General features: G+C 71.7%; 12 protein-coding genes. 6 read left to right on the forward strand and 6 right to left on the reverse strand.

What is annotated here, in order from left to right; translation table 11 throughout:
- Positions 1 to 291: 291 nt before the first annotated feature.
- Both QSK39_RS43970 and QSK39_RS43975 read left to right on the forward strand, forming a co-directional pair.
- The gene (locus QSK39_RS43970; protein ID WP_285483751.1) at positions 292 to 774 is read left to right on the forward strand and encodes a MarR family winged helix-turn-helix transcriptional regulator; all 483 of its coding nucleotides are present in this window, start codon (positions 292 to 294) and stop codon (positions 772 to 774) included.
- Positions 775 to 1,067: 293 nt separating this feature from the next.
- Positions 1,068 to 2,834: a chloride channel protein gene (locus QSK39_RS43975; protein ID WP_285483752.1), complete on the forward strand. Its 1,767-nt coding sequence runs from the start codon at positions 1,068 to 1,070 to the stop codon at positions 2,832 to 2,834.
- 46 nt (positions 2,835 to 2,880) lie between these two features.
- On the opposite strand, the gene QSK39_RS43980 is transcribed toward QSK39_RS43975, so the two are convergent.
- Positions 2,881 to 3,300, reverse strand: coding sequence for a nitroreductase family deazaflavin-dependent oxidoreductase (locus tag QSK39_RS43980; RefSeq protein ID WP_353051123.1), 420 nt, complete (start codon positions 3,298 to 3,300; stop codon positions 2,881 to 2,883).
- Between the two features lie 357 nt (positions 3,301 to 3,657).
- Positions 3,658 to 3,891 (reverse strand): hypothetical protein, encoded by a 234-nt coding sequence (locus QSK39_RS43985; protein ID WP_285483753.1) that lies wholly within the window; start codon positions 3,889 to 3,891, stop codon positions 3,658 to 3,660.
- An 805-nt stretch (positions 3,892 to 4,696) separates the two neighbouring features.
- Here QSK39_RS43985 and QSK39_RS43990 point away from each other — a divergent pair.
- The gene (locus QSK39_RS43990; protein ID WP_285483754.1) at positions 4,697 to 5,914 is read left to right on the forward strand and encodes a globin domain-containing protein; all 1,218 of its coding nucleotides are present in this window, start codon (positions 4,697 to 4,699) and stop codon (positions 5,912 to 5,914) included.
- 305 nt (positions 5,915 to 6,219) lie between these two features.
- Here QSK39_RS43990 and QSK39_RS43995 read toward each other — a convergent pair whose 3' ends face one another.
- The gene (locus QSK39_RS43995) at positions 6,220 to 6,456 is read right to left on the reverse strand and encodes a hypothetical protein (protein ID WP_285483755.1); all 237 of its coding nucleotides are present in this window, start codon (positions 6,454 to 6,456) and stop codon (positions 6,220 to 6,222) included.
- 589 nt (positions 6,457 to 7,045) lie between these two features.
- Positions 7,046 to 7,696 (reverse strand): RNA polymerase sigma factor, encoded by a 651-nt coding sequence (locus QSK39_RS53160; protein ID WP_353051115.1) that lies wholly within the window; start codon positions 7,694 to 7,696, stop codon positions 7,046 to 7,048.
- A gap of 242 nt (positions 7,697 to 7,938) precedes the next feature.
- Between QSK39_RS53160 and QSK39_RS44005 the strand changes: the two genes are divergently transcribed.
- Positions 7,939 to 8,781: a TetR/AcrR family transcriptional regulator gene (locus tag QSK39_RS44005; RefSeq protein WP_285483757.1), complete on the forward strand. Its 843-nt coding sequence runs from the start codon at positions 7,939 to 7,941 to the stop codon at positions 8,779 to 8,781.
- Between the two features lie 161 nt (positions 8,782 to 8,942).
- Here the strand turns inward: QSK39_RS44005 and QSK39_RS44010 are convergent, their stop codons facing one another.
- Entirely contained in the window at positions 8,943 to 11,231 is a 2,289-nt protein-coding gene (locus tag QSK39_RS44010; RefSeq protein WP_285483758.1) for an ABC transporter permease, read from the reverse strand.
- Positions 11,228 to 11,908 (reverse strand): ABC transporter ATP-binding protein, encoded by a 681-nt coding sequence (locus QSK39_RS44015; protein ID WP_285483759.1) that lies wholly within the window; start codon positions 11,906 to 11,908, stop codon positions 11,228 to 11,230. Before QSK39_RS44015 ends, QSK39_RS44010 begins: the two co-directional genes overlap by 4 nt.
- A 154-nt stretch (positions 11,909 to 12,062) precedes the next feature.
- On the opposite strand from QSK39_RS44015, the gene QSK39_RS44020 reads away from it, so the two are divergent.
- Together QSK39_RS44020 and QSK39_RS44025 are read left to right on the forward strand one after the other, a co-directional pair.
- Positions 12,063 to 13,271 (forward strand): sensor histidine kinase, encoded by a 1,209-nt coding sequence (locus tag QSK39_RS44020; protein ID WP_285483760.1) that lies wholly within the window; start codon positions 12,063 to 12,065, stop codon positions 13,269 to 13,271.
- Positions 13,268 to 13,936 (forward strand): response regulator, encoded by a 669-nt coding sequence (locus QSK39_RS44025; RefSeq protein WP_285483761.1) that lies wholly within the window; start codon positions 13,268 to 13,270, stop codon positions 13,934 to 13,936. Before QSK39_RS44020 ends, QSK39_RS44025 begins: the two co-directional genes overlap by 4 nt.
- The last annotated feature ends 53 nt before the right edge of the window (positions 13,937 to 13,989 follow it).

Here is a 13,989-nt window from a genome sequence, read left to right on the forward strand (position 1 = left end):
CTCCGGCGCCACTGGCCGCCCACACTCGGCCAGGCAGGGGTGCTGCCGCTCCATCACCGCCACGAGGTTGCGGCAGCACCCTGTGCCATCCGGGCGGCGTCGCGAACAACTACCCGACCGGCGTGCGGCCGATCAGGTCGCGCACTCACGAACGCTCCTGTTTCTCGCCACGGCGTTACCGATCGTGCCGGTGGAGTTCCGGCAGGGGCGGCAGCGCGTTGTCAGCGTCGGGCGAGCCGACACGCCACCACCGACACTCGCCCCCGCCGTCGCTGCGGCACACTGGAATCCATGCCCTGCGCGGAACCCGGCGCTGACGTCGATGCCCTCACTGATGCTCTCCTCACTGCGTCCCGGCTGATGGTCGCGGTGTCGGGCCGCTCCATCAGTGCGGTCGAGAACTCTTTGACGCCGCCGCAGTTCCGGTTGCTCGTCGTGCTGGACAGGCATGGCCCGCTCAGGCACGCCGACCTCGCCGGCTTCTTGGGTGTGACCCCGTCGGCGACCAGCCGCATGGTCGGCCGGATGGTCGCAGCCGGTTTCGTCGACCGGCGGCGCAGCTCGGCGTCACGGCGCGAGATCGTCCTCGAGCTGAACCACGACGGCGCCAGGCTCGTCCGGCGAAGCACGACCCGACGACGCAGGGAGATAGCCAGAATCGTCACGAAGATGCCCGAAGAACACCGGCATCGGTTGGTCGAAGCCCTGACCGCGTTCACCCAAGCCGGTAGCGAACACCCCGTCGACGGGGACACGGGAGCCATCTGGGGCTGACCTCGAGCCGCCTGCGAGCCAGTTACCGGGCAAGCAGCGTCGGCGTCTCGATCGTGGCGGACGAGAAACCGGCTCGCGGGTTTCGTTTCGGCCGGGGCCCGAAGTGTCGTGCCGAGTGGCGCCATCGCTGGCGAGGCCGGTATTCGGCGCGCCACCAGTGGAATCACCGCGAAACCCATTCCTGGATGCGTGAACTTGGCCACTCACCGACCGTCCTGGCTTGACCAAACCATTCGCCACTACAAGTATTGCAACCCGCAATACCAGACGACGCGGACCCACCGGAGGCCCTGATGAGCGGCGGTGCTCCGCCACTTCCCCGTGCCACACACCTGGGCGACTTCCAGGTCCGGCCGCGCATGCTGCTGATCGCCCTGCTCGCGGTCCCCGTCGGCGGCGCCGCGGCCCTGGCCGCGCTGGCCCTGCTGAAGCTCATCGGCCTGATCACGAACCTCGTGTTCTACCAACGGTTCGACACCGCGCTCGTCGCACCCGGCGCCACCGCACACCCGTGGTGGCTGGTGCTGTTCGCGCCGGTCGCCGGCGCGCTGGTGATCGGCCTGATGGCGCGGTTCGGCTCGGAGAAGATCCGCGGGCACGGCATGCCGGAGGCGATCGAGGCGATCCTGACCGGGGAGAGCAAGGTCGCGCCGCGCGTCGCCGTCCTGAAGCCGGTGTCGGCCGCGGTCAGCATCGGCACCGGCGGCCCGTTCGGCGCCGAGGGCCCGATCATCATGACCGGCGGCGCCGTCGGGTCGATCCTCGCGCAGCTGCTGCACCTCTCCGCCGACGAACGCAAGACGCTGCTGGTGGCCGGGGCCGCGGGCGGCATGGCCGCGACGTTCAACGCCCCGCTGGCGTCGATCCTGCTGGCGGTGGAGCTGCTGCTGTTCGAGTGGCGGCCGCGCAGCTTCGTCCCGGTCGTCGCCGCCGTCCTGACCAGCACGCTCTGCCGCGGCTTCCTCCTCGGCACCGACCCGGTCTTCGGCCTGCCCGCCGCGCCGGCGCCCGGCGCGGGAGCCGACGTGCTCGCGCTCGTGCCCGGCATCACCGGCGGCCTGCTCGCCATCGCCGCGACCGCACTGGTCTACCTCGCCGAGGACGGGTTCGCCCGGCTGCCGATCCACTGGATGTGGTGGCCGGCCATCGGCGGGCTCGTCATCGGCGCCGGCGGGCTCATCGAGCCCCGCGCGCTCGGCGTCGGCTACGACGTCATCGACCAGCTGCTGACCGGCCGGGCCACGACGTCGCTGATCGTCGGCGTCCTGCTGGTGAAGACGCTCATCTGGTCGCTCTCGCTGGGCTCGGGCACGTCCGGCGGCGTCCTCGCACCGGTGTTCATGATCGGTGCGGCGCTGGGCGCGGCCGAAGGCGGGCTGCTCCCCCACGTGACGGCCGGGTTCTGGGCGGTGTGCGGCCTGGCGGCCGTGGTCGGCGGCGTCATGCGCTCGCCGCTGACGGGCATCGTGTTCACGCTCGAGCTGACGCACGCCTGGAACGACCTGCTGCCGCTGGTGGTGGCGTCGGTGTCGGCCTACGCGGTGTCCGTGCTGCTGCTCAAGCGCTCGGTGCTGACCGAGAAGATCGCCCGGCGCCGCCTGCACCTGACGCGCGAGTACACGACCGACCCGCTGGAGACGTTCTTCGCGCACGAGGTGATGACGGCCAACCCGGTCGTCCTGACCCGCGACGAAACGGTGTACGAGACGTTGCCGCACAGCCGCCACGCGACGCTCTACCCCGTGGTGGACGGCCAGGACCGGCTGATCGGGGTGACCACCCGGCACGCGCTGCTGACGTGCGCGGGCCGGACCGTTGCGGACGCGACCACGCCCGCGCACGCGACGTGCCACCCGGACGACACGCTCCGGGAGGTGGCGAACAAGCTCGCTACGGGCCACGTGACGCAGGCGGTGGTGGTCGACCGCGCGGAACCGGCCCGGGTGCGCGGGGTCGTGACACTCGCGCAGCTCCTGCACGCCCGGCGGCGCGACCTGCACGAGGAGCACCACCGGGAGCGGGTGCTCGCGGTGCGGACGCTGTCGCCTTCGGATCACTGAGTCCCGGTGAAACGCACTTGCCGGCAAGAACTCCCGGCCGGCTCCGTCAACCGCTGATGCCCTCGACCGGGCGAAACGCCACGACCGGAAGCTGCCGGGCCAGCCGGAGCCGGGCAGCGTCGCTGCCGTCATAACGCCAGCCCAGCAGATTGCTCAGCACCCGGCGGATCACCGGCAGCGCCAAGCGGTTCCGCCGCTCGTACGCCGCCAGCACCGCAACGGATTCGCCTTCGCCGACAACGCGCTGCGCGGGCACGAATCGTCGTCGTCCCACGATCACCTCGGCGGCGGGAACCAGCTCGATGTTGCGGTACCAGTCCGCCGCCGGGCCCAGCCCGGCGATGGCGAAGACCTCGCCCGGCGCCCGATCGGTGCCGGTCACCTCCAGCACCGTCCGGTACTGACGCCCGGACTTCCGTCCGACGTGGGTCAGGCACAGGAACCGGCCGCCCAGCAGCCGGCCCAGATCCGTTCGTAAAGCTTCGCGGGCGCCCGGAAAACCAGGCGCAGCAGTGAGTTCGGCCGCACACGGCGTGCTGTGTTCACTCTTGTTCTCCGTTCGTGACGGCGGCCTGCAGTCCGCGACTGCCGTGCCGCAAGTTCGTGATCACCCGAGGTCGGCTCGTCGACGAGCGCGCTCGCCGAGCCCAGCCGGCCATCGGCGGACGGGCCTTGTCCCGACCACGGGCAACCGGATCCCATGCTTGTGCCCGTCGACCCCGATGGACACGCCCGCGTCCGGAGCTGACCGTCGGCGGACGTCAGCCGGCCGCCGACCGGCAGACCGCGGCCGGCCCGGCGGTACCCGCACCGCAGACCACCTTCATCCCGATCGCCCTGTTCGGGTCCGCTCGACGAGCCGACGCAGCACAGCCGCCGTCGCCTCGGGATCCGGTACCTCGTGCCGGCTCAGCTTTCCGGCGAGCCGCGCCCGGAAGTCGGCGACCAGGTCCCCGATCCCCACACGCAGCGTCTCGTCGCGGGTGGCCGCCAGGGACGCTTCGACGAACAGCAGGTGGCCGCTGACACGAAGGATCGACGGCAAAGCAACAGCCACCCTCCTGCGTCACCCCGCACCCCGTCACCCCAGAAACCCTGGAGGCCGCGCTTCCCACCGACACGAGCGCACAGTGTGCGGACCGGTTCAGGTGCCGGCGGCGAACCGTTCCCGACCGGCCGGCACCGGTCCCCGCACCGGCCCCGCTGATCAAGGACCGAAAATCCGAGCGACACCAAAGCGATGACCTTGGGCGACTCGAGGGCCACGCAGGCGACATGAGCACGCGAACGAGGCAGATCGGCCGCATCCGGGGCACTCAAAACCAGGTCCGTGCGGCGGTTCGACAGCGGCCTGATCGCCGGCAACTGGAACGCGAGCAGGACGAGCACAAGGGCGACCAACACGCTCGCCGGGACAGCGAACCCACCCAGCGCGACGACGGCGACGAGGCAGGCCACGATACCGATCCAAGTGAACATGAAGGCGCCCACAAGCGCTCCGGAAGCGTGCCCCGCAGCGGAAGCTCTCGCGAGAGTTTCCGCCCGGCGGACGAAGTCGGCCCACTGAGACGGAGTTTACACTAGTGCAATCTAGTAAAAACCGTGCCGACCTGGTGGACTGTTGATGTACGGAGCACGCGGAGGGTGTGGCACGACATCAGCCATGACCAACGGCGAGGAACGAATCGCCGCGCCTGCTCCGTTCAGCCGAATCCCGCTGACAACCGAGGTCCTGGCTCGGAACCCGGAGCGCGCTCGTGCGCCTGCCTGCCACCCGGCGGGACCGGAAACACCGCCCCGGTGAGAAGCGGGCATCGGTGTCCAAGCCGGTCCCCCACTGCCCAGTGAGAAGGAGAAACTCCTTGCTGTCTCCAGCATCAGCCGCGGTCGTGCGCGCCACCCTGCCCTTGGTGCGCGCGCACGACGTGGCGATCACCAGCGAGTTCTACTCCTCGATGTTCGCCACGCACCCGGAGCTGCTCGACCTGTTCAACCAGGGCAACCAGGCCGACGGCCGGCAGAAGCTCGCCCTGGCCTCCGCTGTGGTCGGCTTCGCCGAGCACCTGACCGGCAACGGAAAGACGATGCCGTTCGACCGGATCGCCGAACGGATCGCCCACAAGCACGTGTCTCTGGGTATCCGGGCCGAGCAGTACCCGATCGTCGGCAGGCACCTGCTCGACGCCGTCGGCACCGTGCTCGGCGCCGAGGTCACGGCAGCCGTCTTCGCCGCGTGGCACGAGGTCTACTGGCTGCTCGCCTGCCGCCTCATCGCGGCCGAAAGCCGCCTCTACGAGCGCGGCGCCCTCGACCCTGCCGACCACTGGCGTCGCTGGCGCGTAGCCAAACGCCTCGACGAGACCGTCGACGTGGTTTCGTTCACCCTCGTCCCCGACGACGACACCACTGTGCCGGACTTCCTCCCCGGCCAATACGTTTCGGTCGCGGTCGACCTGCCCGACGGCCGGCGTCAGCCTCGCCAGTACTCGCTGTCCCAAGGCCCCGGGCGGGGCTCACTGCGGCTCACCGTCCGCCGTGTGCGCGGCCGGGACGGCACGCCGGACGGCGCGGTGTCGACCCACCTGCACGACCACCTGACCGAAGACGAGACCCTGTTGCTCGGGCCGCCCGCCGGTGAAACGACGCTGACCTCCGACGACGACCCGGTACTCCTGGTCAGCGCCGGCATCGGGATCACACCGATGGCCGCCATGCTGGACCACCTCGCCCGCGCCCAGCCCACCCGCCGGATCGTCCTGGCCCACGCCGATCGCTCGCCCGCCCATCATGCGCTACGCCGGGAATGCGCCCGGACCGCCGGCGGTCTCGCCGATGTCGAAGAGCTGCTCTGGTACGAAAGCGGGAGCGACGAGCGCTCCCGGCCGGGCTTCATGGACGTCGACGCGCTCCCGGTGCCGCCGGGGGCCACGGCTTACCTGTGCGGTCCGCTGCCGTTCATGCACCACATCCGAGCCGGGCTGATCCGCCGCGGGCTCGCCCCCGAGCGCGTTCGCTACGAGGTGTTCGGTCCCGGCATGCTCGATCGGGTCGACCGGCCGGCTGCCGGAGCGCGACGGTGAGGAGGACGACGGCGTCGTCGAGCGCCGTCATCGCGTGCCGTTCCGTAGGGATGACGGCCAGCTGTCCGTGCCGCAGAGTCCATTCCGCGTCGCGGGTCCACAACCGAACGGTGCCGGCGACGACCTGAAGGGTGGCGATCAGGGTGACGCGCTGCGAAGTACCGGACACGAGTGTCCGGATGGCCCAGCGCGCACCGTGCTTCCGGGCTTGGGCCGAGTCACGGTGGAGCGGCCGATCCGGACCCGCCGACGCGCGGGGCCACGTGTCACCACGCGCGGTCGGCTGGCACCCTGCGGCGGCGCCGTCATGAACTCAACCCGCCGTCGCCGCGATCGACGACCTCGCGCCGGACTGCTGGCTCGAGGTGGCCCCAGGCGAACCGCCCGGACAAGCCATGTCGAACTCGCCCGCACCTGTCTGCGGCCATCCGGGATGTCGCGATCTCCGCCGTCGTGTCCCGCTTGGTGATTCCGGCCGACGCACCGGCCCCGCGGCCATCTTCACGGTGCAACAGCTTCGGGTCGTGGTTGTTCACCAGCACGAACGATTCACCTTCGGCGAGCCGCACCTGGATGCCGAAGACGCGGGATGACGCTGCCCGCGCGGAATCTCCCGGACGTCGAGTTCATCGGACGTCCCGAGCTCCTTTCCGGTCAGAAGTGCGTCCATGTGCAGGGCGAGGTTCGACAGGCCCACAGCCGGAAGTTCGGCCAAGGCGGGGAGGAGCACCGACTTCTGGATCTCCAGGCACGACTCAAGCGCGGGCCCCGAGCACGACTTTGTCATCGGCAGGCTCGGCCAGCTCTCGGCCAGCTCTCGGCCTAGAGCCAACTCCGATGCTCCCCAGGGGCGGGAACCATCGAGGAAGCCCCCTTCGCAGCGAGGAGAGGAGTGAGCCGTCTACTCCAGGTCACCGTCGCGGCGCCGGCCACTTCGATCGCATACGCCGAGGCGTACGTGTCGGCAGGCAGCGGTTTGTATTCAGGTATCGCGAGCGGCTTCAGAAGACGCGTCGGATGGTGGTGCCACAGCGTCGGCGAGAACCGAACGGTACTTCCCCTGAGCGGGTTCGTCCGTCCGGTGCAGTCCCAGCTCGACGAGCAGCCGCTCGAAGATCGGCGTGGCAGAGCTCATGGCCGATCCCGCCCCGCAGCACCTGCCGCCAATCGACGGCCGATGCCACCAAGGGAACCGTCGCTGGCCCCTTGCCGGTCTCGCCCCGCTCCTCCCTGAGCCAAGCGATACGCCTCCCGCAACCCCACTCCGGCCCGCCTGGCCAACGCAGCAACCCCATGAGGGGAGACACCCAGAACCGGCGCGAGCTCGGCCGGAGACCGACCTTCGACCGCTGTGTTCCACAAGACGATCCGCCACCGGGCAGGCAAGCTATCGAACGCGGCCCGCATCAGCTGATCGGCCGAGCGCCGCAAGGCGTATTCGTCAGCGCTCCCGACCGGCGCCAGATTCGTGATGTCGGCCTGCGGCTGGACGCGGGACCGATCCCTACTCCACCGGTGGGCCAGATGCCGCATGGCGACGACCAGGTAGGCACGCAGATGGTCCCGAGGACCGCCGCCCGCACGCACGGCGGCGAAAACCTGAGCAAAGGCCTCCGCAATGAGAGCGTGCTGCTCGTCGGGCTGGGTGACCCAGCCGGCCGCGACACGACGAAGCGGTCCAGCGTGCCGATGGTAGAGCAGGTCGCCTGCGTCGAGGTCTCCCCGGCGCAGGGCGGCGAGTAGCACGGCGTCCGGTGGCATGTCGTCTACGGCATCCGGCATCGCATCTCTTCCAGTTCACTCGTCGATCAAGGACACTTTCAGCCACATAGCGATACGTAAAGTAACAGATACAAGACAGTAACCAGTACTGGTTGCCCCGGTAGCCTGCGGATCGTGGCGTCTTCTGCAGCGAACTCCCCGTCCGTCGACGGCCGGTCGGCGCGGTGGGCTGGGCAGCGCGAGCGCCGGCGTGAGGAGTTCGTCGAGGCCACTCTTCGCGCGATCGCCACACACGGCCACAGGTGTCGATCGAACGTATCGCCGGAGCCGCGGACGTTACGCGCCCCCAGCTGTACAAGTACTTCGACGACACCGCCGACCTGCAGCGCGCCATCGCCGATCGGATCACCGAACTCGTCGTCGCGGCACTGCGGTCGGTGTGGGAGCCACGCGGCAGCCCGAACCACATGATCGCCATGGCGGTCGAGGCGCACACCCGGTGGCTGGCCGAAAACGGCGACCTCTATCGCTACGCGACTTTGCATTCGCAGATCGGGCGACGCGCGGGCCGCGGCGGTGTCGCCGACGTCAAAACCGTGATCGCGAAGCAAGCCGCTCTGGTCTTCGAGCACTACCTGACGGTGTTCGCCATCGACGCGCGCATCGCCGAGCCCGTGGCGTTCGGCATCGTCGACGTCTCGACCTCCCGCTGGCTGGAGAAACCACGCAGTGTCTCGCGGGCCGGGCTGGCCGCAACGCTCACCGACTGCACCTGGCGCCTGCTGGACGGCATGTTCCGGGTCGGAGGCGTCCGGCTTGATCCGACCTACCGGGCTCACTGGATGTCGGTGACCCGGAAATGGCGCGCTGGCTGGAAGGTGCCGGCCTGCTGCAGATGGACCTGGCCCGCAGCGGCACGGGGTTCATCGCCGCGCTCGGCGTCACCACCCTCGACTGAGCGTCCCGGACCAGCACAACCGCCCTTACCGAGCATCAGGACTTCGGTGGCCGTAGCCGAGTACGGCTCGATCGTTCGGACTGCGCGCACCCTGCACTCGTCGCAGCCCGCTCCCAGCAGCTTGCCGCCCTCGAACGCGAGACGCGAAAACGACCGTTCAGCCGCGGAGGAGGTGGCGTCCGGCTGACGCCCGCGGGTCGCGCTGCGCTCGCCGATGCGCGGCGGGCGGGCCACGGCCACTGCCGCGGCGCGTTCAGCGCAGGCCGTCGGTGAAGGCGCCCGCGGGTCTTTGCGACGCCGGCTCGCCGGGAGACACCGAACTCTGGTCGCAGTCACCGATGCCCCGGATCACTCGGCCCGCAACGCCGTGGCCGTTCGGGTACGGGCCGCCCAGCCCGCGGGCAGCAGCGCGCCCAGGAGCGCGATCACCAGTCCGCCCAGCGCGAGCAGGACCAGCTCGCCGGGCCGGTACACGGCGAACGCCGACGGCGGCAGCGTGACGCCGGTGGCTCGGCCCATTGCCGGCAGGATCGCCGCGTGCAGCATCGTGCCCGCGGGTACACCGGCGAGGCCGCCGGTGAGACCGGCGACTCCGACCGATGCCAGCACCATCGTCAGGGTCTGCCGCGGTGTCATCCCGAGGGCCTTGCAGATCCCGAGGTCGCGGACGCGTTCGCGGGTGTCGAGCACCACGCCGTTGAGCACGCCCAGACCCGCGACCGCGACCAGCATCAGGGAAAGCACCGCGGTCAGCGCGTTCAGGGCGGCGATCTGGCCACTGCCGCCCGCCGGCGGTGCCGCGTCGGCGGCGACGCCCAGTCCGGCCAACGCCGGGTTCAGCGCGCCCAGGTACGTGGCCAGGTCCGTGCCGGGCCGCAGCGAGACGTAAAAGGTGTCCGGCCGCAGCGTCGGCAGGGTCGTGTAGACCGTCATGCCACCGTGCCGGGTGTCGAAGACTTCGCCGACGAGCCGGACCGTGACCGCTTCGCCCCGGACGTACAGCGTGACGCGGTCGCCGAGGTGGGTCCCGGTCGCGGTGAGGAACGCGGTCGGCACCACGGCTTCGCCGGGCGCGGCGAGCCAGTGCCCGGCGGTCAGCTGGTACCCACCCCACGACGCGTCGCCGGTGAACGACGTCACCGGAGCCGAACCGGTCACGCCGGCGACCGTCGCGTCCGCATGGGCGACCCCGTAGGACGCGCGGGTGCCCGGCTGGGCGCCGATCGCCGCGGCCACGGCCGCCGGATCGGTGATCGGCTGGTCCTCGGTCGCCCGGGCGCCCGGCTCCGGGCGGGGCGCGCCGACGCTCACGTCGGCGATGTCGTGATTTCGCGCGGTCTGGACCGCCAGCAGCGACGAGGACAGGCCGACGGCGAACGTGACGGCGGTGGCGCCGAAGCCGACCGCCGCGAACATCGCCAGTGTCCGGGCGGGCCGCGAGAACGGCCGTGCGAGACCCAGGCCGACCGGACGCGGCAGCGCCGAGCGTGAGGCCAGCCGCGCCGCCGGCCGGCCCCGGCCGGCCGGCGGGGTGTGCCCGAGGGCGAGCGCGTCGACGGTCGGCAGCCGGCCCGCGCGCCAAGCGCTCGCCCACGCGGTCAGCGTGACCACGGCGACCGCGCCCGCGATCACCGCGGCGTCGATCCACAGCGGGACGGCCAGCGACGACACGGCGTACGCCTCCTGCGTCTCGGCCAGCACCGGGACGGCCAGCGCGTTGCCCGCCGCGACGCCCAGCACGACGCCCACGGCCGCCGGGATCAGCGCCTGGCCGATGTAGGCCCGCACGACCTGCCCCGGGGTGAACCCGAGGGCTTTGAGGACGCCGATGCGGCGCCGGCCCGCGCCGACCGCGCCGGCCACGATGTTGCCGACGATCAGCACCGCCATGACCAGGCCGAGCACGCCGAAGGCGATCAGGAACGGCACGAACAACGCCGTCGCGCGCACGGCCACCTGCCGGACCGTGAGCCACGACTGCACTCCGCTCACGGCGTCCGGTGCCACCTTCGCCGCCACCGCCGCGCGGTCCGCGTCGACCTGCTCGGCCGTGGCCGCGGCGGAAAACCGGTAGAGCATCTGGAAGTTCGCGGCCGGCAGCACGCCCGGCAGCACCCAGGCATCGGCGGTGCGGCTGATCGAGCGCGCGAGCCCGACGACGGTCAGAGCCGGCGCTCCCGGTAGCTCCGGGAACCGCAGGGTGGCGCCAGGAGCTCCCGGCCCGCCGTCGGCCGACAGCACGATCTCGCCGGGTCCGGTGGCCCACCGACCCTGGGTGAGGGTGACGGCGTCGACCGCGCCGCCGGGATCGGCCCGCCCGACGACGGTCAGCGGCGGCAGAGCAGTGCCGTCGAGTTCGGGTGTGAGTGACGCGAAGGGGAAGGGTCCCGCCGCCGCAGTGACGCCGGGGGCCGTCGCGACCTGCGCGGCCGTCGTTTTCGTCCCGTCGAACTGGACGGTCAGGTGCGCGCCGCGCTGCGCGGCGAACGCGTTGTCGAAGGGCGCCTGCGACGCGACCAGCAGCCCGCCGCCGAGGACGGCCGAGGTCACCGCCATCGTCGTGGCCAGCCCGATCACCGCGGACTGCACCCGGCGGCGCCCGGCCCCGGAACGCACGACCCGGCCCAGTGCGCTCATCGGACCGCCTCCGCGGTGATCCGGCCGTCGACCAGGCTGACCGTGCGGTCCGTGCAGGAGCGGGCCAGCGCCAGGTCGTGGGTCACCACGACGATCGTCTGGCCGTCGGCGTTGAGCTCGCGCAGCAGGTCCGCGACGTCCTCGCCGGACGCCGTGTCGAGCGCGCCGGTCGGCTCGTCGGCCAGCAGCAGCGGCGGCCGGTTCACCAGGGCCCGGGCCACGGCGACCCGCTGGCGTTCGCCACCGGAGAGCCAGCCGGGGTAGGCGCGGGCGTGCCGCGCGATGCCGAGGACCTCGAGCAGCTCCGCGGCCCGGGCGCGGGCCGCCGGTCGGGCCATCCCGGCCAGCTGCGCGGGCAGCACGACGTTGTCGGCCACGGTCAGGTCGTCCAGCAGGTTGAAGAACTGGAACACCATCCCGACCTTCGCCCGCCGGTAGCGCGCGGAAGCGGCTTCGCCGAGCTTGTCGACGCGCACGCCGTCGACGGTCACGGTGCCCGCGTCCGGCCGGTCCAGCCCGGCGATCAGGTTGAGCAGCGTGGACTTCCCGCTGCCGGACGGCCCGAGGATCGCCACCGCTTCGCCGGCCCCCACGGACAGCGACGCGTCGTCCAGCGCGGGCGGGCCGTCGTCGTACCGGCGGCTCACCGCAGCCACCTCGATCAGCGGCGTAGTCATGAGTTCTCCTCGTTCAGCGGACCGGACAAGGGAAAGTTAGGAGCACGCCGGGCGTGGGCGCGTCGGCCCGCGGGCCGATTTCCCGCCAGCGTCATCCTTCCGATGTAGTCACGAGGTTGACGCGGTGGTGGCCCGGTTCGGTGAGAATGGGCTGGTGACCGCCGACCGCCTGTTCGTGTGGGCCGGGCCGCTCGCCCGGCCGAGCGGCCCGCTGCCGCGCCCGTCCCGGCCCGGGTGGGAGTTCGACATTGCTCTGGCGTTGCTCGTGACCACGATCGGGCTGAACTACCTCAGCGCGCTCGACCGCCGGATCCCGCTCGACGCGCACACGGCGCGGATGATCGGGCTGGTCGCGCTGTCGCTGGGGTCGGGTGTCGCGCTGGTCTTCCGCCGCCGGTACCCCCTGGCCGTCTTCTGGGTCGCGCTCGCGGCGCTCGCGCTGACGCCCGACCTCGCGTCGCGGCTGACGTTCTACCCGTTCGCGATCGCCGCCTACAGCGCGGCGGCGTTCAGCCCCTACCGGTTCCCGACGCTGGTCAGCCTGCTGCTGGGGGTGTTAGAGACCGGGCAGCTGCGCTACGACGTCTGGCCGATCGTGCCGACCCAGTACGTCACCCTGCTCATCGTGCTCCCGATGCTCGTCGCGACCCTCGGGCTGCGCGCGTGGCGCGTCCGGGCCGATGCCGAGCGCGAGCGGGTGTCCGAAGTGGAGCGGCGGCAGGCGGAACGGCTGCGCGGCGCGGTCGAAGACGAACGCGCCCGCATCGCCCGGGAGCTGCACGACGTCGTGACGCACAACGTGAGCGTCATGGTCATCCAGGCCGGTGCCGCGCGGAAGATCATGGACCTCGACCCGGACCAGGCGCGGGAGGCGCTGCTCGCGGTCGAGGACAGCGGCCGGCTGGCGATGACCGAGCTGCGGCAAGCGATGGGCCTGCTGACGACCGACACCGACGGGCCGGACCTCTCCCCGCAGCCGGGCCTGGACGGCCTCCCGGCGCTGGTCGGCCGGGTGCGCGCCGCAGGCGCCGACGTCGAGCTGACCGTGACCGGGCAGGAGCGGCCGGTGACGTCGGGGATCGGGCTCGCCGCCTACCGCGTCGTCCAGGAAGCCCTCACCAACGCCGTGAAGCACGCGGCGGGCGCGCCCGCGCGCGTCGTCGTCGAATACAGCCCCGACCGGCTCCGCGTCGAGGTCACCGACACCGGGGGAACGGCCGCTCCCGCCGCGGCCACCGGAAACGGCCGCGGTCTGCCGGGCCTGCGCGAACGTCTCGCCGTCTACGGTGGCACGCTGCAAGCCGGCCGGCGCCCGACCGGCGGCTTCCGCGTCAAGGCCCTGATCCCCCTGGAGGCGGCGTGACCGAGTCGCCGCGCGTCCTGGTCGCCGACGACCAGGCCCTGGTCCGGACCGGGTTCCGGATGATCCTCGCGGCCGACGGCATCACCGTCGTCGGTGAGGCGACCACCGGGGTAGAAGCGGTCGCCGAGGTCCGCCGCACCCGGCCCGACGTCGTCCTGATGGACATCCGGATGCCGGAGATGGACGGCCTGGCCGCGACCCGCCGCATCCTGACCGGCGCCCCGGGCGAGCCGTGCGTGATCATCCTGACGACGTTCGACCTGGACCGGTACGTCTACGCGGCACTCGCCGCCGGGGCCAGCGGGTTCCTGCTCAAGGACGTCACCCCGGAGCACCTGGTCGCGGCGGTCCGCACGGTCCGCGCGGGAGACGCATTGCTGGCCCCGGTGATCACCCGCCGCCTGGTCGAGCGGTACGCCCTCCGGGACACCGGCGCCGAGCGGCTGCACCGGGACCTCTCGGCGCTGACTCCGCGCGAGCTGGAGGTCCTGCGGCTGCTCGCGGGCGGGCTGAGCAACGCCGAACTCGCCGGGCGGCTGCACCTGGCGGAGGCAACGGTGAAGACACACATCGCGCGGATCCTCGCGAAACTGGACCTGCGGGACCGAGTGCAAGCCGTCGTGCTGGCCTACGAAACCGGACTGGTGAAACCGGGCGCGAGCTAGTGCCTCCGGAGCCCGAAGGAGCGCAGCGGCTGATCAATATCACGCAGCCGCAC

It is taken from the genome of Amycolatopsis sp. NBRC 101858 (genome assembly GCF_030269325.1).
In the GTDB taxonomy this organism is placed as follows: domain Bacteria; phylum Actinomycetota; class Actinomycetes; order Mycobacteriales; family Pseudonocardiaceae; genus Amycolatopsis; species Amycolatopsis ponsaeliensis.